Raw genomic sequence first — 23,955 nt, 5'->3', positions numbered from 1 at the left:
ACGATTCCGATCCCCCGATTCGAGGATTTCGACACACATGAGTTCCGCGGCCACCACGATCAAGGCCAAGCAACGGCCGGGCGATCGGGTCTTCTCCGGTTCGGCGGTCTTCGCCGGCTCGATGATCCTCGTCACGCTCGCTGCCGTCGCCATCTTCCTCATCGTGCAGAGCGTCCCCGCCCTGTTCGCGACGAGCGAGGAAGCGTCGATCCTCACGACGAACTTCTGGGACTACGTGTGGCCGCTGCTGTTCGGCACCGTCTGGGCCGCGGCGCTGGCGTTGCTCATGGCCCTCCCCGTCTCGATCGGCATCGCCCTCTTCATCTCGCACTACGCCCCTCGCCGGCTGGCGTCGGTGCTCGGCTACATCGTCGACCTGCTGGCCGCGGTCCCGTCGGTGGTGTTCGGCCTGTGGGGCATCGGCGTGCTCGCCCCGGCCGTGCAGCCGGTCTACTCCTGGCTCGTCGAGAACCTCGGTTGGTTCCCGCTCTTCGCCGGACCGGTCTCGGGCACCGGCCGCACGATCCTCACGGCCGCGATCGTGCTCGCCGTGATGGTGCTCCCGATCATGACCGCCATCTGCCGCGAGGTCTTCCTGCAGACCCCCGTGCTGCATGAGGAGGCGGCGCTCGCACTCGGCGCCACCCGTTGGGAGATGATCCGCATGGCCGTGCTGCCGTTCGGCCGTTCGGGCATCGTCTCCGCCTCGGTGCTCGGACTCGGTCGGGCGCTCGGCGAGACGATGGCCGTCGCCATGGTCCTCTCCGCGACGGGCGTGATCAGCTTCCAGCTGCTGACCTCGGTCAACCCGTCGACGATCGCCGCCAACATCGCTCTGAGCTTCCCGGAGGCGTACGGGCTGAACGTCAACGTCCTGATCGCCACCGGCCTCATCCTCTTCGTCGTGACCTTCGCGGTCAACGCGTTCGCCCGCTGGATCGTCAGCCGCCGCAAGGACTTCTCGGGAGCCAACTGATGACCGTCACGACCCCTCAAGAACCCCGCACCGCGACACCGATCGCGAACTCCCTCACCGCGGGCCGACTGCCCGCCTCCGCGCCGTGGGTCATCCTCGGCGTCGCGATGGCCGTCTCCGCCGCCCTGTTCGCGATCGTCGGATTCGCGGCAGGAGCCGGCTTCGACTGGGGTGGAGCCATCGCCGTCGGCGGCCTGCTCTACATCCCCTCGATCTGGATCTTCTCGCGCCTCGTCGAGGGCGCCCGTCGCGCGACCGACCGGCTCGTGACGGCGCTCGTCACCGCCGCGTTCGTGCTCGCCATGATCCCGCTGATCTCGCTGGCCATCACGGTCATCACGCTCGGCGCGTCGCGGTTCGACGTGGAGTTCTTCACCTCCTCGATGCGCAACGTGACCGGCGAGGGCGGCGGCGCGCTGCACGCGATCGTCGGCACCCTGCTCATGACCGGCACGGCGGCGATCATCTCGATCCCGATCGGCCTGCTCGCCTCGATCTACCTCGTCGAGTACGGCCGCGGCCGACTCGCGCAGGGCATCACGTTCCTCGTCGACGTCATGACCGGCATCCCCTCGATCGTCGCCGGCCTGTTCGCGTACGCGCTGTTCGCGATCTTCTTCGGCCCTGGCGTGCGCCTCGGCATCGCGGGCGCGATCGCCCTGGCCGTGCTCATGATCCCGGTGGTCGTGCGGTCGAGCGAGGAGATGCTGCGCCTCGTGCCGAACGAACTGCGCGAAGCCGCCTACGCGCTCGGCGTGCCGAAGTGGCTGACGATCCTGAAGGTCGTGCTCCCCACGTCGATCGCGGGCATCACCACGGGCATCATGCTCTCGATCGCCCGCGTCATCGGCGAGACCGCACCGCTCCTCATCGCCGCCGGCTTCACGCAGAGCATGAACTACAACCTCTTCGAGGGCCGCATGAGCTCGCTGCCGGTGTTCGTCTACACGCAGTACGCCAACCAGGGCAACCCGCCCGAGGCGTACCTCGACCGTGCCTGGGCGGGTGCGCTCACCCTGATCCTCATCGTCATGGCGCTGAACCTCATCGCGCGGCTCATCGCCCGATTCTTCGCCCCCAAGTTCGGTCGCTGAACCGCGAGCCAGTAAGGAAACCCGTGTCAAAGCGCATCGAGGTCCGCGACCTCAACGTGTACTACAGCAAGTTCCTCGCCGTCGAGGGCGTCTCCCTCGAGATCGAGCCCCGCAGCGTCACCGCCTTCATCGGCCCGTCGGGCTGCGGCAAGTCGACGTTCCTGCGCACCCTGAACCGCATGCACGAGGTGATCCCGGGTGCCCGGGTCGAGGGTGAAGTGCTCATCGACGGCAACAACCTCTACGACCCCGACGTCGACCCGGTGCTCGTGCGGCGCCAGGTGGGCATGGTGTTCCAGCGGCCGAACCCGTTCCCGACGATGTCGATCAAAGAGAACGTGCTCGCCGGCGTGAAGCTGAACAACGCCCGCATCTCGAAGTCCGACGCCGACGACCTGGTCGAGCGCTCGCTGCAGGGCGCCAACCTCTGGAACGAGGTGAAGGACCGCCTCGACCGGCCCGGATCCGGCCTCTCGGGCGGCCAGCAGCAGCGTCTCTGCATCGCCCGCGCGATCGCGGTCTCCCCCGAGGTCATCCTCATGGACGAGCCCTGCTCCGCACTCGACCCGATCTCGACGCTCGCGATCGAGGACCTCATCGAAGACCTCAAGCTGCAGTACACGATCGTCATCGTGACGCACAACATGCAGCAGGCGAGCCGGGTCTCCGACAAGACCGCGTTCTTCAACATCGCGGGCACGGGCAAGCCCGGCAAGCTCATCGAGTACGACCAGACCACGACGATCTTCTCGAACCCCACCGTGAAGGCGACCGAGGACTACGTCTCGGGCCGGTTCGGTTGAGCCGCCGTCGCGTCGGGGGACGCACGGCATGACGGATGCCTCGGAGCGGGTTCGCTCCGAGGCATCCGTGTTCCTGCTCGGCGTCTCACGACGCCGTCACTGACCGAGTCGGGTCAGCAGGCGCCCTGCAGGGCCCACGGACCCCACTGGTCGGCGCCGGGGGTGTTGTTCTGCGTCCACCACTTCGCCTTGTAGGTCGAGCCCTGGTAGCTCACGACCGCGCCGCCGTTGTAGGCGGTGGCTCCCGCCCAGGCCGGCGCGGCGCAGGTGCCGGGGTCGGTCGGGTCCGTCGGGTCCGTCGGGTCCGTCGGGTCCGTCGGGTCCGTCGGGTCGGTCGGGTCCGTGGGGGCGCAGGCGCTCACGAGTGCCCAGGCCGCCGAGGTGCCGGGGGCCTCACCCTGCGTCCACCACTTCGCGGTGTACTCCGAGCCGTTGTACGAGACCTTCTGGCCGCCCGTGTAGACGTTCGTCGCCTTCCAGGCCGAGGCCGTGCAGGCGCCCGGGTCGGTCGGGTCCGTGGGGTCGGTCGGGTCCGTCGGGTCGGTCGGGTCCGTCGGGCCGGTCGGCGTGGCCGGGTCGGTCGCCGGGCCCTTCACCGAGGCGCGCAGGCCGTCGGCGAGTGCACCGACCAGCTCGCTCTCGCGGTCGCCGTCGAGCTCCCACCACATGCCGCCGCCGAGGCCCTTGGCCACGATGTAGTCCTTCTTCTGCGCGACCGTCTTGGTGTCGTCGAGCGACCACCAGTTCGTGCCGTCGTAGCGCCAGGACGCGCCGACCTTGGCGTCGTAGTACGAGGTGCCGAGGTTCTTCAGCTTGCTGTAGTCCTCGAAGCCTGCCTCCCAGGTGCCGGCAGCAGCGCCCCTGGCGGTGCCCCACGGCTGTGCCGAGGAGACGCCCTTCCAGCCGCGACCGTAGGCGGCGAGGCCGAGGCCGAGCTGCTTGGGCGCGATGCCCGTGCGCAGGTACTCCTTGACGGCCTTGTCGGCGCTGAACTGCTCGGCGGCGGGGCGCGTGTCGGCCGGGTCGTCGTACAGGTTGATCTGGTGACCGGTGAGCGACGGGTTCCAGGCGCCGTGAAGGTCGTAGCCCTGGATGTTGCCGAAGTCGAGGTACTTGAACAGCTCGGGGTCGTTCCAGCCGCCGGCCTGGATCACCGCGGGGCTCGCGGGAAGGAACGCCGAGAGCTGGTACGGCTTGCCGGTCGTCACGCTGAGCGCGTCGAGCTGGGTGCGGAACTCCTTCAGCAGGAGCTTGAAGTTGGCCTTGTCGTTCACCGTGTCGACGTGGTTGCCCTCGAGTCCGGCGTTCGTTCCCGGCCACTCCCAGTCGATGTCGATGCCGTCGAAGACGCCCGCCGCGGCGCCGGCGCCGCCGCGACCGTCGATCACCGGCAGGTTGCCCTTGATGTACAGGTCGAGGCAGCTCGACACGAACGTCTTGCGCGAGGCATCCGTCGCCGCGGCCTTGGAGAAGTTCTTCGACCAGGTCCAGCCGCCGATCGACAGCATGACCTTGAGGTTCGGATGCTTCGCCTTGAGCTGCTTGAGCTGGTTGAAGTTGCCCGCCAGCGGCTGGTCCCAGGTGTCGGCCTTGCCGGCGACCGAGTTGGCCGCGGTGTAGCCCATGCCGAAGTCGGCCCACGCGTCGCCGGCGCCGTCGGAGCCGTTCGGGCCGGTGCCCTGCGCCTTGTTGGCGATGAAGCACTTCAGCGTCTGGTTGTTGATGTTGCCGAACGCGTAGTTCAGATGGGTGAGGTCGGCGGCGCCGCCGGAGGTCTCGAGCTGGCGCAGCTTGTAGTCGCGGCCGTACACGCCCCACTGGGCGAAATAGCCGACGTTGCGGTAGCCGTTGACGCCGCTCGGCGTCTGCTCGGGTGCGGCGTTGGCGGGCGCGGCCGCGCCGACGGCAGCGAGTCCGGCGACGAGTGCGCCGGTGGCGAGGGCGGCGAGCGCCGTGCGCAGGCCCCGTCGCGTGCTTCTCTGTCTCTGCATGGTGTCCTTCGTCGATGGAGGTCGGGCGCAGGTCGCGCTCTCGACGCCACGGTACGAGCGGATGCCAGGGTGCGTCGTCCGCACGATCCACATGGTCGCGGCGCTGACGCGACGGAGCCGAGTACGTAGGACTACGTACTCGGCTCCGGTCTGGCAGTCCCGCATGGACCGGGTCTGCCGGGGTCGTCCGGTCGTCGGCGAAGGGGCACCGACGACCGGACGGGGAATCAGCAGGCGGCGGGGTCTCCCCACACGCCGTTCTTGCCGGGGGTGTCGCCCTGGGTCCACCACTTCGCGGTGTACTCGGAGCCCTGGTACGAGACCTGCTGCCCGCCGGTGTAGACGGACGTCGCGCTCCACGCGGCAGCGTCGCAAGTTCCGGTGCCGCCCGTGCCGCCGCCGGTTCCGCCGCCGGCGCCGCCGGGCTCGACCACGGTCGCGTTGCGCGGAAGGTCGTACAGCGTCGCGTACGTCTCGGAGCCGATCTTGACCCGCAGGTTGGACATCTCCGACATCGGCAGTCGCCACGACAGCTTCGTGTACGCCGTTCCGTTGGCGGGGATGCCGCCCGACGGGACCTTGAGCGTGTACGTGTGGAAGTCGCCCTTGAGACCGCCGACGTTGCTGCCGGTGTGGTCGCTCGAGACCTTCGTGATGCCCCATCCGTTCTGCTCGCCCATCGCGCCCGTGTCGCTCGTCGCGGTGTCGAAGGTGATGGTCGCGCCCGCCGGGATCGCCGTCTTGGAGTTGTTGACGAACGTCACCCGGGGGTTGATCGGGTAGTTGTTGTCGCCGAGGGCGAACTCGGAGTACTTGACCTGCAGGTCGATCGCCTTCGTCGGCATCGCGACGTTCGCCTTCGACGCGTCGTACGGCTGCGAGGCGGCGAGCTTGTCGTGCAGGATGCCGACCAGATCTGACCCCATCTCGTACTGGCCCTTCTGGGCGTTGTACGAGTAGTCGCCCGCGAGCTCCCAGATCATCGCGCCGCCGATGCCGTTGTCGGCGATGTAGTCGGCCTTCGCCGTGATCGCCTGGTCGGCGTCGCCCGACAGGAACGTCTTCGTCGTGGCGTTCCACCACCACTCGGTCTTGGTGACCGCGTCGAAGTGGTGGGTGTACGTCCCGGTCAGCGTGGTCGGGGCGCCGTAGGAGGCGGCGTAGTCGCCCGCGATGCCCTTCTGCAGGTTCAGGACGTGCCAGATCGGGTTGGCGCCGGCGCCCACCTCTGCCCCTGTCTTGTCGAGGTCGTGCCAGAGGTTGTTGATGCCGACGGCGCCCGCGCCGCACTTCGAGGTGCCGCCGAGCGTCGGACCGGTGCCCGGGGGGCACTTCGTCTGGTCGGCCAGCGGCGCCTTGCCGTACAGGCCGTTCGTGCCGCCCTGGACGCCGTCCCATCCGCGCGTGTAGAACGGCACGCCGATGTTGATGCGCCCGGCCGGCATCGAGCCGCGGAAGTAGTGGTACGCCCAGTCGGTGTTGAGGTAGCCGATGTTGTTGTAGGCGCCGTAGACGCCGCCGGCCGCCAGCTCGGGGTCCTTGCCGTCGTCGAACAGCGGGCCGTTGCCGCCCACGTAGTCGTTCCACGATCCGTGCAGGTCGTAGCTCATGATGTTGACGTAGTCGAGGTACGGGGTCACCTGGTAGACCTCGGCGCCGCGCAGCAGCCATCCGGACGCCGGCGCCGCGACGGTGAGCAGGTAGTGCTCGCCGTCGGCCGCGCCCGCGCGGTCGAGCTTCTCGCGGAGGGTCTTCATGAGCGACTCGTAGCCCGCCCACAGCTTGGCGCGACGCGGCTCCGAGAAGGCGAAGTCGTCGGGGCTGCCCGCCTTGCCGTTGCTGTTGGCGTACTCGTAGTCGATGTCGACGCCGTCGAAGCCGTAGGTGCGGATGAACGCGACCGCCGAGTCGGCGAACGCGTCGATCTTGGCCTGCGTCTCGGTCATCGTGTAGAAGCCGCCGTCGGCGACGCGGTCGCCGGAGGCGTCGAAGTAGCCGCCGGTCTCGGCCCAGCCGCCGACCGACACGAGCGCCTTGACGCCCGGGTTCTGCTTCTTGTACTTCGTGAGCAGGTTGAAGTGGCCCTGGTACGGAAGCGACGGGTCCATCTCGGCACCGGCGACGCCGGGCCAGGTCATGTCGGTCGATGCGTTGCCGGCGACCGTCTGGTTGACCGACACCTTGCCCTGGCCGTCGATGTGGGCGAAGGCGTAGTTGATGTGGCTGAGCTGCTTCCACGGGATGTCGCTCGCGAGGTAGCGCGGCTGCCCGTTGGCGCCGGTGCGCCAGTTCGTGAAGTAGCCGATGACGCGGTGCTCGAGCCCGTTGGGCAGCTTCTCACGGCCCTGCTCGTCGTAGACGGTGCAGTACGGCACCTTCACGCCGGGCGTCTGGTAGAGGCCGTCGGGGCGGCACTTCTCGTCGGGGTTGGTCGTCCACGGGGTGCCCGTGTCGGTGCCGGGGGTCGGCGTCGGCGTGGGGTCGGGGGTCGGCGTCGGCGTCGGGTCGGGGGTCGGCGTCGGCGTCGGGTCGGGGGTCGGCGTCGGCGTCGGGGTGGTGGTGCCGCACGAACCGTTGCTCGTCCACGGACCCCACTGCTCGGTGCCGGGCACGTTGTTCTGGGTCCACCACTTGGCGGTGTAGTTGGCGCCCTGGTACGACGCCTTGGCGCCGCCCGAGTAGGCGGCCGTCGCATTCCAGGCGGGGGCGCAGGCCTCGGCTGCGTTCGCGATCGTCGCTGGGATCAGCGCCGCGAGCAGACCGACCCCGGCGACGGCGGCCGCGAGCCGCAGGCGCGAGAGTTTGGGAGTTCGCATGTCGTTCCTGTCTGATTCGGAGGTCTCCGCACGCACCGCGCGGGCAGCCCGACGCTATTGCAGTGCGTGAGGCGCCGAATCAGCACATCCACGCATACGCAGGACTACGTATGCGTGCCGGACATCCGTCCGCGCATGCGGTGGGCGAGCACCGCGAGCTCGACACGCGAGTGCACGGCGAGCTTGGAGAACACACGCCCGACATGCACCTCGACGGTGCGCACCGAGACGAAGAGCTTCGCGGCGGCGTCACGGTTCGAGATGCCCTCGACGACGAGCATGGCGACCTCGAGCTCGCGTTCGGTCAGCACCAGCGACCAGGCGTCGCGGCACTCCGCGAGATCCCAGGCTCCGGAATCCGACCGGCCCGAGCCCGTCTCATACGCTCGGGCGGATGCCGCGTCCGCACCGGGGCGGGTCGAGCCGGTGCCGGCGCGCGGGGACGGCCGCGCTGTTTCGCGCGCGGGACCGGCCGAGGGGATGCCGACCGGCGGGCGTGCGGTCGCGGGCGCCGCCGCGGCATCCGACCGCGATCGTGCCTGCACCTCCCGCTCGGCCTCGACCGCGCGGAGCCAGCCGGCCGCGCCGCAGTCGCCGAAGAGGTGCTCGGCCGCGACGAGGTGGCGATCGGCGCGCGCGCGCTCGCCGAACGAGGCGCACACCCTGGAGAGCATGAGCTCGGTCCTGGCCCGCTCGTAGGGCGAGACGATCTCTCGCGCGCGTTCGGCGACGGCCGCCGACTCGAGGTCGAACGCGTCGCGGTCGGTGCAGCGCATGCGGTGGCGCAGCTCGCTCGCGAGCCGGGCGTCGGGCGTGCGGCGGTCGGTGCGGCCCGTTCGTGCGCCGCCCCCCGCCGGTTCCTCCGCTGCCGCGTCGAGGCCGGGCAGGTGCAGGCCGAAGCCGCCGCGCATACGTTCGTCGGCGAGCGCGACGAGGGTCTCGGCCTCGGCCCGCCGACCCGACAGGTGCGCCCCGACGGCACGGTCGATGAGGTCCTCGCGCCGAACCCCGACGGACGGTTGCGGGAGCACCGCCTCGAGCGAGCGCGCCCACGGGCCGATCTCGCCGGTCGAGATGAGCTCGACCCGGCGCGCGAGCGCGGCGCCGAGGCCGCCGAACGCCAACGCGATCGGGAGATCGGATGCCGCCTGCCGCAGGCCGTTCGCCGCGCGCCGCACCTCGCCGGCCCAGAGCTCGAGCAGGGCGATGGCGACGGCGCGCTCGGCCCGCCTGAGCGGCGACCGTTCGACTCGCGCCGCGCACGCCTCGAGTTCGCCGTGCTCGCGACGCAGGCCGAGTGCGCGCGCCGCACCGCCCGCGCCGCCCGCGAGGCCCTGTTCGAGCGCGCGGGTGAGGTCGCGGACGCCGCAGAGGAATCCGTCGTCGGGAAGGACCGCGAGCGAACCGGTCGAGCACGGGATCGCGGACCGGCCGGCCGCAAGCAGATCGGACGGGATGCCGAGCTGCCCGAAGAGCGCGCACCGATCGACCATCGCCCGCCATTCGTCGCGCTCGTGCTCGCTGCCGTCGAGGAGGTCGCAGGCCTCGACGAGCCGGCGTTCGGCGCGATGCGTCGCACCGCGCTCGGCGAGCAGGACCGCCGAGACGAGCACCGCATGCAGCAGTGCTCGACGGCTCGACGGCTCGATCGCGCCGGATCGCGCCCGCTCGAGCCGTTCGTCGAGATCGTGATCGGGCACGTCGCCGCTCAGCATCGCGACCGCGATCAGCGAATCGCCGAGCACGGCGACACGGCTCGCCTCGTCGCCCGTGCGGAGTACGACGTCGAACCAGCGCTCGGCGTCCTCGACGTACCCGGCGTGGAGCGCGGCGCGGCCCGCGATGCATCGCGCCCGAACCGCCGGCTCGCCGAAGGCGTGGCTGACGGCCTCTCGGGCGACCGAGTGGGCCCATTCGGCCTCGCCGGCGGCATCCGCCCGCCGGGCGATGTCGAGCAGGGGATCGACGAGGTCGCTCGATCCCTCGAGCGTGGCGAGCGAGCGGTGCCAGGTCGCCTGGTCGGCGATGCCGATCTCGAGGTACGCCTCGGCGAGCGCCTGATGCGCGGCCGTGCGCTCGGCGAGCGAGGCATGGGCGTGGGCCCAGACGCGGGCGCGAGGATCGGCGAAGGCGAAGTGGCCCGCGACGAGCAGGAGGTGCCGGCTCAACCGGCTGCCGACGAGTTCGGCCATGGATCGTCCGGTCGCGGCGAGCAGCACGTCGACGCGGTCGTCGACGCAGACGGCGGCGATGACGAGCGCCTGCCGCTCCCACGGTTGGAGGCCGTGCCCGTCGGGACCGACGGCCGCGTCGATCGCGGGCACGAGCGGGAGCGGGTCGGGCAGCGCGGCGAGGCCCAGGCGCTGCGATGCGCGAAGCGCCGACGCGACCTCGACGATCGCCTCGGCGTCGCCCCCGAGGCCGAGGCCGAGACGCGCGGCGACCTGCGGCGCGACGACGATGCCGTGCTCCGAGAGCAGCTCGACGATCGCGCCGGACCCCTCGAACGCCTCGACCGCCCCGCGATGGCGTGGTTCTCGATGCGGTTGCTCTTGCATGTGTGCCGACCTCCGCTCGCTCACTTCATTGATCGCGTGCGGTTATGTTAGCAACATTTACAAACCTGCGTCGAGGGAAAATTCACCGGAGCGCAATTCCCCGTTCAGGGGACGCGGAGCGATGGGCGCGAACGAGCAGGGTGCGTGGCGCGGAATCAGTCGCGCGGCGTCAGCAGGTAGTCGTTGAACGCTCGCGTCTCGTCGGCGTCGTACGGGAAGACCGCCCCGTCGAGCTCGGTCACGCCGGCCGCGAGCCGAACGCTCGAGACGAGCCAGACGGCGTCGGCCGTGGAGAGCTCCTCGACCCGGACGTCGCGGTACTCGGTCGTGCGGCCCGTCTCGGCGAGGTGGTCGAAGAGGCTCATCTGCGTGGTGCCGTGCAGGATCGCCCCCGACGGTGCCGGGGTGGAGTAGACCTCGCCGTGCCGCAGGATCACGCTCGAGGTCGGCCCCTCCATCACGAACCCGTCGGAGGAGACGAAGATCGTGTCGTCGGCACCGCGCCGGCGCGCCTCGCGCAGCGCGGCCATGTTCGTCGCGTAGCTCAGCGTCTTCGCGCCGAGCAGGAGCCAGGGCGCCTTCGCCGCCGCATCGTGGGCGTACCCGCGATCGAGGGTGACCACGCTGATGCCCTGTTCGCGCACCCGTGCGAAGTCGGCGGCGGGCGCCGCATGCAGCCACGCGGTCGGCGCCGGGCCGTGCTCGACGCCCCTGCTCAGCACGAGCTTCAGCGCGAACTCGCCCCGGGCGGGCAGCAGGGCGACCGCCGCCGCGATCGCGGCACGCCACTGCGCGAGATTCGGCTCGGGAAGCTCGCAGATCACCGCCGAGTTGCGGAGCCGGTCGAGGTGCGGACCCGTCTCCTGCGCGTGGCCGTCGGTGACCGAGATCGTCTCGAAGACGCCGTCGCCGCGCTGCGTCGAGAGCTCTCCGACCCTAAGCGCGGGAGCGTCTGCGGGCACCTCGCGGAACGTCGAGGCGAGATCGTCGATTCGCGCATCGGCGGGCAGCGGTTCGAGCAGCAGCGTCACGGTCATGCCTCGATGCTACGCGGATGCCGCAGCGCATCGCCCCGCCTCCCGCCGCACGCTAGCGTCGAGCCCATGGTCGATCTCGGCACCGCCGGCATGAGCCGCGCGTCGGGGCTCTCGTTGAAGGCGCTGCGCCTGTACGAGGCCAACGGACTGCTGCTGCCGGCATCCGTCGACGACGTCACCGGGTACCGGCGCTACGGCGAGGCCGAGGTGGCGCGCGGCCGGTCGATTCGGAGCCTCCGCGACGCGGGCATGCCGCTCGCGGGCGTGCGCGACCTGCTCGACGCCCCGTCGGACCGACTGCGCGCCGGACTCAGCGCCTGGTGGGCCGACGAGCGTGCCGCGTTCGCCCGTCGCGGCCGTCTCGTCGACGAGGTGGCCGACGCGACGGCGCGGGCGGCGCTCGATCCGCATGCCGCGGCCGAGGCCGCCTCGCGCGTGCGCGTGGTGCACCGGCCCGAGCAGAGGGTCGCGTCGATCACGCGGGTCGTCGAGCAGTCCGAGCTCGTGCCGACAGGGCTCGCCGACGTCATCCTGTTACGCCGTCACCTCGCCGAGCAGGGCGCCGCCCCGCTCGACGCCCACCAGTTCGTGTTCCACGAACCGGTCGGGTCGGGGCTGCCGGGCCGGGTCGAGACCGTCGTGCCCTACGTCGCGAGCTGCGACCCGGCGGTCGAGATCGTGCTGAGCGTGCAGCCCGCGACCGCGCTGGCCGCGATCGACGTGACCGCCCCCGAGCTCGTGTACCCCGAGCTGCTGCGGTTCTACGATGCGGTCACGACGGCCGCCGAACACCTCGGCGGCCCGCTCGGACCGCCGAGGGAGATCTACGAGCACCCGTGGAGCACCGCGCCGGGCGCGGTCGTCGTGACGATCGCGGTTCCCGTCGACGCCTGACGGCCCGCCCGCCGCGGCTGTTGACTCCGCCCCAGGGGCGGACACCAGACTCGCCGCATGACCGAACACCCCGACTCCCCCGCCGCCGCTCGAGCCGAGCGCTATCGCACTCACTCCGCGTTCTCCGACCCCGGCGCGCACGCCGGCCTGCTGCACGCGATCGGCACCGACTTCGCCGCCCTGCACCAGGTGGTCGGCAACCTCGTCGACCACTACCGGGCGACCCCTGGCGGCGTCGGCGCCGAGCAGCAGGCCGACATCGACCGCCGTTGGGTCGCGGCGCAGCTGGACGAACTCGTCGCCCGACGGGCCGGCCCTCTGGCCGACCCGCGGCCGGCGTCCTGCCGCCTGGGCGGATGCTGCCGCGACCACTCGCTGCTCGCCGTCGCGATCCTGCGCGAGCACGGGGTGCCGGCCCGCACGAGGCTCGGATTCGCCGGGTACTTCACGCCCGGCTACCGCAGCGACCACGTCGTCGCCGAGCGGTGGGATGCCGCGGGCGGGCGCTGGCGGCGGTTCGACCCCGAACTCGACCCCGCCTCGTACGCGTTCGCCGTCGACGACCTGCCGGTCGGCGAGGCATCCGTGTTCCGCACCGCCGCCGAGGCGTGGACCGCGTACCGGGAGGGCTCGACCGATCTCGCCGACCACGGCGTCGGGCCCGACACCCCGTTCGCCGGACCGGCATTCGTGCAGCGCTACGTGTTCGCCGACCTCGCCCACCGTCAGCGCTGCGAGGTGCTGCTCTGGGACGGCTGGGGCGCGATGGCCTCGCCGGCCGCGGCCGGACTCGATGCCGAGCAGGTCGCGCTGACCGACGAGCTCGCCCGGCTCACCGTGGACGCCGATGCCGGTGACGAGACCGCCGAGCAGCGTCTCGACGCCCTCTGGGCCGACGACCCGCGCGTGCACCCCGGGCGGTTCGTGCGCACCGACTCCCCGACCGGGAAGGTCGGTCGCACCGACCTGGAGCTTCGTCGCACCGAGTGGAGCGGCGAACGCGGTCTCGTGCTCACCGTCGCGGAGACGGCCTGAATCGCGGCTCCGTGCCGACCCTCGTGGTGCCCGGGACGTGAGTGACCGGCCGCAGGAACGCCTCTCGGCGCGAGGCCGCTCGGAGCGGCGAATATTGGAGCCCGGGGTTACTGCGGCCGGCCACGTCAAGTGTAAACGAGGTCGGAGGGCGCTCTATTCCACGATCAGTCGAGGGCGTCTCGACGCCACAGCCGGGCGCACGCGTGCAGCTCGTCGGCGAGCTGCGTGAGGCGCAGGGCACGGCGGGTCAGCTCGCCCGGACGATCGGGGTGCACCGAGTCCGAGGCATCCGCATCGTCGGCGATGCTCGCGAACCCCGCGGCCACGACCCGGCAGAATGCCGCGGCGCGGTCGAGGGCGACGGCGAAGTCGCCCGTGAACACCCCCTGCAGGATGCGGTCGGCGAGTTCGCGGACCTCGTCGGGGCCGGCCGGGGCCGGGGCGCCCGCGACGACCTGGTCGATCGTGTGCGAGACCTCGGCGCCGCGCTGATAGCCGAGGCTCACGCCCTGCGGATCCTGTCGGATGAGCGTGCGCAGCAGGTAGACCCGCCAGAGCGCCCCCGGCAGGCTCTTCGCCGCCGCGTGCGACCAGAGCTCGGCGATCGCGTCGATGCCGTGCTCGTCGGTGTACGACACGAGCCGGGCGACCACCGCCGGATCGGGATCTTCGCGCACACGTGCGAGGAGCGCCGACGCGGTGTCGTGCGCCATGCGGCTGAGTTGCGCCGGATCGGCACCGCCCACGATCGCGTCGAACTTGTGCGGGGCGAACCGGGTCGGCCGGTGGAAACTGTCGTCGGAGGCCATCGACGCAAGGCTACTCCGCCGGCTGGATCTCGGCCTGCCGCTGGGACCACATCCGGCTACGCCAGTCGTCTCCAAGCCGTTCGTAGGTGACACGGGCGTGGCAGTTGCGGCAGCGGACGTCGCACTTCACGATCTCGGCCGCAACCCGGCGCCACGAGTAGGCCGCCTTCGCGAGCTTCATCACCTCGCCCGACTTCTCGACACCATGTCGATGGTCGAAATCGAGGACACGAATGTCTCGCTCCCCACAGTCGACGCACGGATGAGAGAGGAGATACGTGCCGATGCGTTCGAGGTGAGCAGCCCTGGTCTTCGCGACCTGTACAGCCACCGCCCGACGATGATGCTCGAGATTCTCAACGTAGTAGCGTCTGGCACGCGCTTTGTTGCAAGCCCGGCACACCGACTGATAGCCATCGCGCGACGCCTTGCGCAGATTGAAGTCTGAATGCGCACGCTCGATCCGACACGTGGAGCACCTCTTCACAATCCTCCTTCGCTCGAAACGCACAAATCGAAGCGCGGCAGCAATCTCACGGTGGTTGATCGCGCAGCGCGTCGCACACATTACGGTTCACCACCGACGTCGTCACTGATCGATTCACCCTGAGAGCCGTACTGGAGGCAGCACCGATGCGACTCACGGATCCTGTTAGGGTGATGAATGCCCCTATAGCTCAGTTGGTAGAGCAACGGACTTCAACAAAACAAATGGAGCGCTGACGTCGAAATACGTCAGATGACCGCCGCTATATGCTGGAACACCCTGAGAGCCCGAGGTACTCGCCTTCTTGGCAGTGACAATCCGAGGGATTGGGCAATCAGCAGGTAACCGCAAGGGAACCTCAGAGACTACACGCGGCGCACCTGAACGGCCCGGCCGAAGGTGAAGATATAGTCCAGACTGCAAGCCGGAGACGGTGGCTAGGGAAACTTAGTGCAGCAGGTTAATCCGTGGGTCCAGGGTTCGAGCCCCTGTGGGGGCACCAATGTCGGTGTAAGATTTCGACTGCGCCATCGCACTATTCGTGGGTTCGAGCCCCACGGGGCCCACCGCGATGCGCCGCTGATCGGGAGTACCAGTGCGCCGGCGACGGGTTCGCGACGAGGCTTCGCGGAGCAGCTGAGACGGACTTCGACCGGGGCACCGCCCGACGGGGGTCCGCACCCCGTCACAGCGAGGATCGGACGCTCCCGTCCCGGCGGCTCCTCCCCAAGTGTCCCCTTGGTTCGCACGACCTCGTGCGAATACGCATCACGGTACGCCGGTGCGTCCGGTTTCACCAGCGGTTCGGCCGGGATTCTTCGAGAAAATGCGGAGCCGAGACATCCGTTGTCTCCGATGCCCTGTGAGAGCGCGATCATACGGTGGGTGCCGTACAACGACCAACGCCGTCGCCCCGAGCTTCACCTGGCGACCCGAACATCGGATCTCGTGCGGGATCAGCCGACGAGCTCGCGGAACGCCGACATGAGCGCGACGCGCTCGGCGGACGAACGGGCGAGCGGGGTCACCGCGAGCGTCGTCACCCCCGACTCGCGGAACGCGGCGACGCGATCGGCAACCTCGGACGCGGTGCCGATGAGCGAGATCGCCCGCACGAGCTCGTCGGGAACCGCCGCGATCGCCTCGTCGCGGCGACCCTCGAGATAGAGATCCTGAATGCGCGCGGCCTCGGCCTCGAACCCGTAGCTCGAGATGAGGTCGTTGTAGAAGTTCTTCCCGCGTGCGCCCATGCCGCCCACGTACAGCGCCAGCTGCGGCTTCACGAGCGGCAGCACGGCCTCGGGGTGATCGGTGATGGCGAGCGCCGGACTCGCGTGCACGTCGAGCGGCCCGAGCTCGTCGGAGCGCTTCGCGGCACCCGCGGCGAGCGCGGCGCCCCAGACATCCGCCGCCTTCTCGGGGTGGTAGAACATCGGCAGCCAGCCGTCGGCGATCTCGGCCGTCTGCTCCACCGACTTCGGGCCTAGGGCGGCGATCGAGATGGGGATGCGGTCGCGGACGGGGTGGTTGATGAGCTTCAGCGGCTTGCCGAGCCCCGTGCCCTCGCCCGCCGGCAGCGGGATGCGGTAGTTGCGTCCCTGGTGCACGACGGGCTCGCGACGCCACGTCATACGGCAGATGTCGACGATCTCGCGGATGCGGCCCACGGGCGCGTCGTACTTGACGCCGTGGAAGCCCTCGATGACCTGCGGCCCGGACGCGCCGATGCCGAGCTCGAAGCGGCCGTCGCTGACGTAGTCGAGCCCCGCCGCCGTCATCGCGGTGAGACTGGGCGTGCGCGTGTACAGCTGCAGGATGCCGGAGGCCAGGGTGATGCGGGAGGTGCGCGCCGCGAGGAACCCGAGCTGGCTGACGGCATCGAACGAGTACGCCTCGGGCATCGCGATGAGGTCGACGCCGGCCTGCTCGAGCTCGACGACCTCGTCGGCCACCTCGCGGAATCCGCCTGCGTAGTTCAGGAACATGCCGACGCGCATGGGTCACTCCTCATCGTGTGATCGCCCGACCGGTCGCGGGCTGTGTCGAGGCTAGCCGACCCCTCCGTCGGGGCGCGCCCGATTGTGCGGGCCCCACGAACGCGAGCGGCGCCGACGGGCCGGCGATGGTGGATTCGCGCATCGACCCCGCGGCTCGCAGGATGCTCGGAGGCGGATGCCGCAGGCTTGAGTGCGCGGCGCATGCCGTCCCGCGGCACCCGAGCCGCCCACGACGCCGCCTTCCCTCTCGACCCGACGAACGGAGCACCGCATGGACTGGAGCCTGGTGCTCGACCTCGTCCTCGTCCTCGTGTTCGTCGGCGCGATCGCGAACGGCTATCGCGCAGGGCTCCTGCGCACGGCCGCCGGCCTCATCGGCGTCGTCCTCGGCGCCGCCGCCGCGGCATTCGTCATGCCGTGGGTCACCGCCCTCGTCACCGCCCCCGAGTGGCGCGCCCCCGCAGCGCTCGGCGCGGCGCTGCTCCTCATCGGCGTCGGCGCCTCGATCGGCGGCGCGGTCGGCGCGGCGCTCGGGCGCGGCGCGGTCGCCGTGAAGCTCGGCGTCGTCGACCGGCTGCTCGGCGCGGTCGGCAACCTCGTCGTCACCGTGTTCGTCGTCATGCTCGTCGCGTCGGGCGTCTCGGCGATGGGCGTCCCCGTCCTCTCCCCCGCGATCGCGGGGTCGCGAGTCCTGTCCACGGTCGACGCCCTCACCCCCGAGCCCACGCAGCGATTCCTCGCCGAGGTGCGGTCCGCCGCCGTCGGCGAGGCGCTGCCGTGGCTCGTCGACGTGCTCGAGGTGCCCGAGGCGGCCCCCCAGGTGCCGTCGGGCAGCGTCGACGATCCCGAGATCACGGCGGCTGCGGCATCCGTGGTCCGCATCACGGGCACCGCGTTCGAATGCGGCGTCTCCATGTCGGGCAGCGGGTTCGTGATCGCGCCCGACCGCATCGTGACGAACGCGCACGTGGTCGCGGGCGTCGACGAACCCGTCGTCGAGACACCCGGGCTCGCCGCCCGCTCCGGACGGGTCGTCGCCTACGACGCCGGCCTCGACCTCGCCGTCATCGCCGTCGACGGACTCGGGGCCGACGCACTGCCGATCGCCGACCCGGCGGCCGGCTCGGAGATCGCCGTCGCCGGGTATCCGTTCGGCGGCCCGCTCGAACTGCGGCCGGGCAGCGTGATGTCCGTCGGTCCGGTCACGTTCCTCGAGGACGACGGATCATCGACGCGCGACGTGATGACCCTCGCGGCCGACGTCGACCACGGCAACTCCGGCGGCCCCGTGATCACGGGCGACGGGGCGGTCGGCGGCGTCGTCTTCGCGAAGTCCGAGAGCGTCGAGAACGTCGGCTTCGCGATTCCCGTCTCGACGCTCACCGCGTTCGCGGGCGACGCCGGGTCGCTCGACCGTGCGGTCGACTCCGGCACCTGCACCACAGGCTGAGCGGCGGCGCGGGCGAGCGGATGCCGCTACTCGGCGGTGAAGCCCTCGAAGCGGATGCCCCAGGAGAGCTCCCATGCCTCGCCCGGATCGAGCCAGCGCAGCCCGCGACCCGAGTTGAACGCCTCGGCGGGCGCCGTCATCGGCTCGATCGCGATGGCCACGTCGCCCTCTTCGCCGGGGAACGCCCGGCTCGTGAAGACCTGCACGTACTCGAACTCGTCGTCGGCCCAGATCGACACGCTGCGCCCGTCGGGTGCGGTGAGCGAGTGCAGCACCTCGCCGTCGCGGCTCGCGACCTCGCCGAAGGCGTCGTCGAGCTGGAGGTCGCCGACGCGGCGCCCGTCGCGCAGATCCCACTCGGTGCCGTCGACGGGAACCTCGCCCGTCGGCAGCATCCGCTCGTCGACCTCGATGTGGCTCGCGGCGTCGAGCCGGAGCATCAGATCCGACGTGGGCACGCCGCCGATCTTCAGGTACGGGTGCGTTCCGATCGCGACCGGGGCCGCCTCGCCGCCCATGTTCTCGAGATGGTGCGTCACGCGGAGCCCGTCGGCGACGAGTTCGTAGTGCACCGCCGTCTCGAGCAGGTACGGGTAGCCGAGCTGCGGGAACACCGTCGCCGAGAGCGTGACGGAGTCGCGCTGCTGGTCGACGAGGCGGTACTCGGTGTAGCGCAGCAGCCCGTGGATGGCGTTGTGGTGCTTCGGCTCGGTGATCGCGAGCCGGTGCTCGACGCCGTCGGCGGTCCAGACGCCGTCGCGGATGCGGTTGGGCCACGGCACCAGCACGATGCCCGCGCCGCTCGGCGGCGTCGCGTCTTCGGCGAACGGCGGCACGAGGTCGATGCCGTTCAGGCTGAGGGCGCGGATGCCCGCGGCGACGCCGGTGATGGTCGCGCTCAGGTCTCCGCTCGCGGTCGAGGTCTCGAGCACGAACTGCTCGCCCGTGGGAAGCGTCATGCCTCCACTCTAGGGTCTCGTGCGATCACGGTCGCGAGCCCCGAGCCGCGCAGTTCCTCGACGAGCGCCGGCGGCGCCGCGGCATCCGTGATCAGGGTGTCGAAGGCGTCGACCGCGGCGATGCGGCCGAGATGCACCTCGCCGAGCTTGGCGGCGTCGGCGACGACGACCGAGCGCGCCGCGGCCCGCAGCATGAGCGACTTGACGGACGCCTCGGGCAGGTTCGCGTTCGTCACGCCGTGCACCGGGTCGACCCCGTTGCAGCCGATGAACGCGAGATCGACGTGCACCTCCTCGAGCATCGAGCCGGCGAGCGGATGCACGAGCGAGTGCTGCTTCGGGCGCAGGGTGCCGCCGGTCACGACGACGGTGAAGCGCGGGATCTCGGCTTCGAGCTCGAGGGCGATCGAGAGCCCGTTCGTGAAGATCGTGACGTCTTCGAGGTCGTCCCGGGCCCGCAGCGCCCGCGCGATCTGCAGCGTCGTCGTGCCGACGTCGAGGATGATGCTGCGGCCGCTGCGCACGAGCGACGCCGCGTGCACGCCGATGAGGCGCTTCGGTTCGACGGATGCCGCGAGCGCCTCCTCGAACGTCGGTTCCCGTTCGGGGCGCTCCGCCTCGATGAGCGACGAGACCGGCACCGCGCCGCCGTGCACGCGCCTGATGGAGCCCTGACGCTCGAGGGCGTCGAGGTCGGCGCGCGCGGTGACGGTCGTGACGCCGAACACGCCGCTCAGCTCGGCCACGCGGACGAAGCCGCGTTCGGCGACGAGGGCGAGCGCGCGTTCGCGTCGTTCGGGCGCGGTCAGCGCGGAATGGGGCCCGGTCGCGACATCCGTCATATCGGCATCCTCGACCACGGCGGGCCATTTTGCAATACGAAACCAGCTTGTTTGCAAAACGAAAAGCGCGTAGGGTTGCCGCGTGCACGACACAGAACCCGCCTTCGACGCCCGCATCGCGGTGCGCCCGGCCGTGCTCGCCGACGGCCGCGAGCTCATCTACTTCGACGACGCCGACTCGTCGCTGCCGCCCGAACGCGCGATCGACGCGCGCACGCTCGACCCCCGGCCCGCGAACGCCCACATGCGCCAGGACGCGCTCACCGGCGAATGGGTCTCGATCGCGGCGGCCCGCCAGAACCGCGTGTTCCTGCCGCCGGCGCATCTCGACCCGCTCGCGCCGCAGACCGCCGAGAACCCCTCCGAGATCCCGAGCGTCTACGACGTCGCCGTCTTCGAGAACCGTTCCCCCTCGTTCGGCCCCGACCTCGCAGACGCGGATGCCTCCCCCGCCGAGACGCTCGCGGAGTTGCGACGCGTGGGTCTCGAACGCACCCGCACCTCGGTCGGCCGCTGCGAGGTCGTGTGCTTCAGCCCGGAGCACGAGGGGTCCTTCGGCTCGCTCAGCCGCTCGCGCGCGCGCACCGTCATCGAGGCGTGGGCGCATCGCACGGCCGCCCTCTCGGCGATGCCCGGCGTCGAACAGGTCTTCCCGTTCGAGAACCGCGGGCGCGAGATCGGCGTGACGTTGCCGCATCCGCACGGGCAGATCTACTCGTACCCCTACGTGACCCCCCGCACCGAGCGGCTGCTCGCGGCCATCGACGACTACGGGCCAGGGCTCATGGCCGACCTCCTCGAGCGCGAGCGCGATGGCCCCCGGGTGCTCGTCTCGGGCGAGCACTGGACGGCGTTCGTGCCGTTCGCCGCGCGCTGGCCGATCGAGATCCACCTGCTCCCCCACAGGCACGTGCCCGACTTCGCCGCGACCACGCTCGCCGAGCGCGACGAGCTCGCCGGCCTCTACCTGCGACTGCTGCGAGGCGTCGACCGACTCTACGACACCCCCACGCCCTACATCGCCGCCTGGCACCAGGCGCCCGTGCACGAGCACCGCGACGAGGTGCGCCTCATGCTGCAGCTCACGAGTCCTCGTCGCGCGGCCGACAAGCTGAAGTACCTCGCCGGTTCCGAGGCCGCGATGGGCGCCTGGATCGGCGATGTGACGCCCGAGGCGGCCGCCGAGGCGCTTCGCCGGGCGATCGCCGAGGCCGACGGGCTCGCGCACGAGACCGCACCCACGCCGACCGAGCCCACGCCGACCGAGCCCGAAGGACGCAGCGCATGACCGAGGCCGACACCGCAGCCGAGACCGCCGTCGGTTTCACCGAACGCTACGGCCGTGCGCCGGTGGGCGTGTGGTCGGCGCCCGGCCGGGTCAACCTCATCGGCGAGCACACCGACTACAACGACGGGTTCGTCTTCCCGTTCGCCATCGACCAGCGGGCGTGCGTCGCGCTCGGAGCACGCGATGATCGCGTGATCCGCGTCTCCTCCACGTTCGCGCCCGAGGTCGTCGAGGTCCATCTCGACGAGCTCTCGCCGGAGTCGCTCGAGGGGTGGTCGGCCTATCCGCTCGGCGTCGCCTGGGCGCTCGGGCAGTTCGGCGCCGAGCTCGCCTCGGTGGCCGGCGTCGACCTGCACATCTCGAGCACGGTCCCCGTCGGAGCGGGCCTGTCGTCGTCGGCGGCGATCGAGTGCTCGGTCGCGCTCGCGCTCGACGAGCACTGGGGCATCGGGCTCGACCGGCCGACGCTGGCGAAGGTGGGCCGGCTCGCCGAGAACCGCGTCGTCGGCGCACCGACCGGAATTCTCGACCAGTCCGCCTCGCTGCTCTCCCACGCCGACGCGGCGGTGTTCCTCGATTGCCGCAGTCTCGACGCCGAGGTGATCCCGCTGGGGCTCGTGGCCGACGGCCTCTCGATCCTCGTGATCGACTCGAACGTCACGCATGCGCACGCCACCGGCGGCTACGCGGCGAGGCGCGCCTCGTGCGAGGCGGGTGCGAGCGCGCTCGGCGTGGACTCGCTGCGCGATGTCCGCGTCGACGACCTCCCGCGCGCGGCCGCGGTGCTCGACGACGAGACGTTCCGCCGCGTGCGGCACATCGTGACCGAGAACCAGCGCGTGCTCGACACCGTGCGCATCCTGCGGGAGCAGGGTGCCGGCGCCATCGGCGCGCTGCTCGACGCCTCGCACGTCTCGATGCGCGACGACTTCGAGATCACCGTTCCCGAGATCGATCTCGCCGTCAGCACCGCCCAGGCCAACGGGGCGATCGGCGCGCGCATGACGGGCGGCGGGTTCGGCGGTTCGGCGATCGCCCTCGTCATCGACGCCCTCGTGCCGGTGATCGAGCGCGAGGTGCGTGCGGCGTTCGCCGAGCAGGGGTATCGCGCGCCGACGACGTTCGTCGTGCGGCCGAGCGAGGGCGCGAGGCGCGACGCCTGAGCCCGTCGGGGGTTCACGGGTTCAACGGTCCGGGCGCACCCGATGCGTGCCGCCCTGCGCTTCGATCGACGCTGCGCGCCCGGTCGCGATCACGTCTCGCAGCGGCATGGGCAACCTGGCGCGCACGACGACGCCTCCCAACAGCCGGGCGGACAGTCGCACGCCGGATCCAGCAGGCTCTCGTGCCGACCGAGTGCGCGGGCTCTTGCGCTCTCGCGTCGCTCGACGATCGCGCGCTGGACCTCGTGGGACGTCGGGTGGTCGCGGAGGTGCGGCGTTCCTCCCCGCACGGCGTCGATGCCGGCGGCGCGTCGATGACCGTCGCGGATCGCCCGGTGGTGGTATCGGGCGGGCGCCGAGGGGACACGGTGCCGGCCGGTGAGGTGATCCTCGATCCACGGCGATCTCGGCACCCGCGGATCCAGGTGCGCCGGGTAGCGTCGGCCGGCGTTGTCGCGGATCACCTCGGCCGGAACCGGGCTCACCTCGGCACCGCGCTCGTCGAGGACGGCGATCCTCATGCCGCCCACGGCGAGGATGCGCTCGAGCAGATCGACGTCGAGGCGACGCCCGCCCGATTCCAGCCGTGCGACTTGCGACTGCGCGATCCCGATCGCCACGGCCAATTGCCGTTGGCTCAGATCGCGCGAGCGTCGCACCCGCAGGATCAGCCCCGCGGCGTCGAGACCGCTCGACGCGCCGTCACCGCGACCGTCGTCACCTCGAGCCGATCCGCTCTCGCTCTGCATCCCGCTCCATTCGCTGCTTCCCGCTGTGCCCGCGTGCCCGCTGTACCCGCTGTACCCGCTGGGCCCGCTGGGCCCGCTGTCAGCGTCGAGGCCGTCGGCGGGCACCGCATCTCCGGCGCACCGCACTCTGCCAGCTCCCCCCGACACGAAAGGCCGAGGACGCTCGCCGGGTTGGGCTGGGCCGGCCGGGCTGTCCGGGCCGAAGCGCCGTGTGATCGACGGCATGCGCCGGCGCTCCATCGCGCGACGGCCCTGGACCCTTGATCGCCTTCTCGAGACTCTGCCACTGATGCCAGGGTGGCATCAGTGGCAGAGTCTCCACGAGAACGGCCTCGACTGCGGAGTGGGAACTCGTGGAGCGCATGAGCACGGGCGGCGGGCGATCGGTGCGTCGCGGGACCTGGCGTTGCGGGATCGGGGCCTCGCGTGAACGGGGCGTTGCCGGAACGGGCGAGCCGTCACTCGGGCGCCGTCACTCGGGCGTCTCGGCACCCGCCTCCGACGGTGGGACGACGGCGTGCGGCGTGCCGCCCGTGATGCGGACGAGTTCGGCGAACGTCGTCGGGAACACGGTCTTGGCGTGGCCGGCGGCGGCCCAGATCTGGTCGTAGCGGTCGAGGTCCACGTCGACGAGCGTGCGCAGGGGCCCGGGGTGTCCCACGGGCGCGACGCCGCCGATCACCTGCCCGGTGGCCTCCTTGACGGCATCCTTCGACGCGCGACCGAGCACCCCGCCCAACTGCGCGCCCAACCAGCCGGTGTCGACCCGATGCGCGCCGGAGGTGAGCACGAGGATCGGCTCTCCATCGAGCGCGAACACGAGCGAGTTCGCGATCTGGCCGACCTCGACTCCGAGCGCGTCCGCGGCGAGCCTCGCCGTCGTCACCGCGTCGTCGAACCAGACGATCTCGGGCGAGAGCCCTTGGAGCTCGAGGGCTTCGACGACGCGATCGACCGCGGGATGGGAGGTGTTGGCCATGCCTCGATCCTACGAACACGAGCGGATG

19 protein-coding genes are annotated in these 23,955 nt (G+C 71.0%); 8 read left to right on the top strand and 11 right to left on the bottom strand.

The genetic code is table 11. The annotated features are described in order from the left end of the window. The first annotated feature begins 37 nt into the window (after positions 1-37). Genes pstC through pstB form a run of 3 tightly spaced genes read left to right on the top strand, consistent with a single transcriptional unit; the run spans position 38 to position 2,873 of the window. On the top strand, positions 38-976 hold the full coding sequence (gene pstC, locus GQQ92_RS00610) for a phosphate ABC transporter permease subunit PstC (protein ID WP_156997311.1): 939 nt from the start codon (positions 38-40) through the stop codon (positions 974-976). Continuing rightward, positions 976-2,070 carry a phosphate ABC transporter permease PstA gene (gene pstA / locus GQQ92_RS00605; protein ID WP_156997310.1) on the top strand — a complete coding sequence of 365 codons (1,095 nt, stop codon included), beginning with the start codon at positions 976-978 and terminating at the stop codon, positions 2,068-2,070. Before pstC ends, pstA begins: the two co-directional genes overlap by 1 nt. A 23-nt stretch (positions 2,071-2,093) precedes the next feature. Further along, a complete protein-coding gene (pstB, locus tag GQQ92_RS00600; RefSeq protein WP_156997309.1) occupies positions 2,094-2,873 on the top strand; it encodes a phosphate ABC transporter ATP-binding protein PstB in 780 nt (259 codons plus the stop codon). Positions 2,874-2,986: 113 nt separating this feature from the next. On the opposite strand, the gene GQQ92_RS00595 is transcribed toward pstB, so the two are convergent. The 4 genes from GQQ92_RS00595 to GQQ92_RS00580 all read right to left on the bottom strand — a co-directional run bounded on the left by GQQ92_RS00595 (position 2,987) and on the right by GQQ92_RS00580 (position 11,275). Next, positions 2,987-4,864 (bottom strand): glycosyl hydrolase family 18 protein, encoded by a 1,878-nt coding sequence (locus GQQ92_RS00595; RefSeq protein WP_156997308.1) that lies wholly within the window; start codon positions 4,862-4,864, stop codon positions 2,987-2,989. 227 nt (positions 4,865-5,091) lie between these two features. Beyond that, positions 5,092-7,680: a glycosyl hydrolase family 18 protein gene (locus tag GQQ92_RS00590; RefSeq protein ID WP_156997307.1), complete on the bottom strand. Its 2,589-nt coding sequence runs from the start codon at positions 7,678-7,680 to the stop codon at positions 5,092-5,094. Between the two features lie 104 nt (positions 7,681-7,784). Beyond that, positions 7,785-10,238, bottom strand: a complete 2,454-nt coding sequence (locus GQQ92_RS00585; protein ID WP_156997306.1) for a helix-turn-helix transcriptional regulator — start codon at positions 10,236-10,238, stop codon at positions 7,785-7,787. A 155-nt stretch (positions 10,239-10,393) separates the two neighbouring features. After that, positions 10,394-11,275 carry an aminodeoxychorismate lyase gene (locus tag GQQ92_RS00580; protein WP_156997305.1) on the bottom strand — a complete coding sequence of 294 codons (882 nt, stop codon included), beginning with the start codon at positions 11,273-11,275 and terminating at the stop codon, positions 10,394-10,396. 66 nt (positions 11,276-11,341) lie between these two features. On the opposite strand from GQQ92_RS00580, the gene GQQ92_RS00575 reads away from it, so the two are divergent. After that, positions 11,342-12,169: a MerR family transcriptional regulator gene (locus GQQ92_RS00575; RefSeq protein ID WP_197738016.1), complete on the top strand. Its 828-nt coding sequence runs from the start codon at positions 11,342-11,344 to the stop codon at positions 12,167-12,169. Positions 12,170-12,226: 57 nt separating this feature from the next. Continuing rightward, on the top strand, positions 12,227-13,204 hold the full coding sequence (locus GQQ92_RS00570; RefSeq protein ID WP_156997303.1) for a transglutaminase-like domain-containing protein: 978 nt from the start codon (positions 12,227-12,229) through the stop codon (positions 13,202-13,204). Positions 13,205-13,368: 164 nt separating this feature from the next. On the opposite strand, the gene GQQ92_RS00565 is transcribed toward GQQ92_RS00570, so the two are convergent. From GQQ92_RS00565 to GQQ92_RS00555, 3 genes are all read right to left on the bottom strand, one after another. After that, positions 13,369-14,013 carry a DNA-directed RNA polymerase subunit beta gene (locus GQQ92_RS00565; protein WP_156997302.1) on the bottom strand — a complete coding sequence of 215 codons (645 nt, stop codon included), beginning with the start codon at positions 14,011-14,013 and terminating at the stop codon, positions 13,369-13,371. Positions 14,014-14,023: 10 nt separating this feature from the next. Further along, positions 14,024-14,344 (bottom strand): hypothetical protein, encoded by a 321-nt coding sequence (locus GQQ92_RS00560; RefSeq protein ID WP_156997301.1) that lies wholly within the window; start codon positions 14,342-14,344, stop codon positions 14,024-14,026. A gap of 1,112 nt (positions 14,345-15,456) precedes the next feature. Beyond that, positions 15,457-16,497, bottom strand: coding sequence for an LLM class F420-dependent oxidoreductase (locus GQQ92_RS00555; protein ID WP_156997300.1), 1,041 nt, complete (start codon positions 16,495-16,497; stop codon positions 15,457-15,459). Between the two features lie 271 nt (positions 16,498-16,768). Here GQQ92_RS00555 and GQQ92_RS00550 point away from each other — a divergent pair, with 271 nt between their 5' ends. After that, complete coding sequence (locus GQQ92_RS00550) at positions 16,769-17,947, top strand: MarP family serine protease (RefSeq protein WP_156997299.1); 1,179 nt, start codon at positions 16,769-16,771, stop codon at positions 17,945-17,947. Positions 17,948-17,973: 26 nt separating this feature from the next. On the opposite strand, the gene GQQ92_RS00545 is transcribed toward GQQ92_RS00550, so the two are convergent. After that, entirely contained in the window at positions 17,974-18,906 is a 933-nt protein-coding gene (locus GQQ92_RS00545; protein ID WP_156997298.1) for an aldose 1-epimerase family protein, read from the bottom strand. After that, positions 18,903-19,748, bottom strand: a complete 846-nt coding sequence (locus tag GQQ92_RS00540; protein WP_156997297.1) for a DeoR/GlpR family DNA-binding transcription regulator — start codon at positions 19,746-19,748, stop codon at positions 18,903-18,905. Before GQQ92_RS00540 ends, GQQ92_RS00545 begins: the two co-directional genes overlap by 4 nt. Before the next feature lie 82 nt (positions 19,749-19,830). Here GQQ92_RS00540 and galT point away from each other — a divergent pair, with 82 nt between their 5' ends. After that, positions 19,831-21,036, top strand: a complete 1,206-nt coding sequence (galT, locus tag GQQ92_RS00535) for a galactose-1-phosphate uridylyltransferase (RefSeq protein ID WP_232057418.1) — start codon at positions 19,831-19,833, stop codon at positions 21,034-21,036. After that, positions 21,033-22,199, top strand: a complete 1,167-nt coding sequence (gene galK / locus GQQ92_RS00530) for a galactokinase (protein ID WP_156997296.1) — start codon at positions 21,033-21,035, stop codon at positions 22,197-22,199. Before galT ends, galK begins: the two co-directional genes overlap by 4 nt. Positions 22,200-22,288: 89 nt before the next feature. Here galK and GQQ92_RS00525 read toward each other — a convergent pair whose 3' ends face one another. Together GQQ92_RS00525 and GQQ92_RS00520 are read right to left on the bottom strand one after the other, a co-directional pair. Next, the gene (locus GQQ92_RS00525) at positions 22,289-23,053 is read right to left on the bottom strand and encodes a helix-turn-helix domain-containing protein (protein WP_197738015.1); all 765 of its coding nucleotides are present in this window, start codon (positions 23,051-23,053) and stop codon (positions 22,289-22,291) included. A gap of 367 nt (positions 23,054-23,420) precedes the next feature. Continuing rightward, positions 23,421-23,927 (bottom strand): YbaK/EbsC family protein, encoded by a 507-nt coding sequence (locus tag GQQ92_RS00520; protein WP_156997294.1) that lies wholly within the window; start codon positions 23,925-23,927, stop codon positions 23,421-23,423. Between the last annotated feature and the right edge of the window lie 28 nt (positions 23,928-23,955).

Origin of the sequence: Agromyces terreus (genome assembly GCF_009749465.1) — a bacterium.
Taxonomy (GTDB): domain Bacteria; phylum Actinomycetota; class Actinomycetes; order Actinomycetales; family Microbacteriaceae; genus Agromyces; species Agromyces terreus.
The sequence above is the reverse complement of the archived record's forward strand: the minus strand, read 5'-3'. Positions and strand labels throughout refer to the sequence as shown.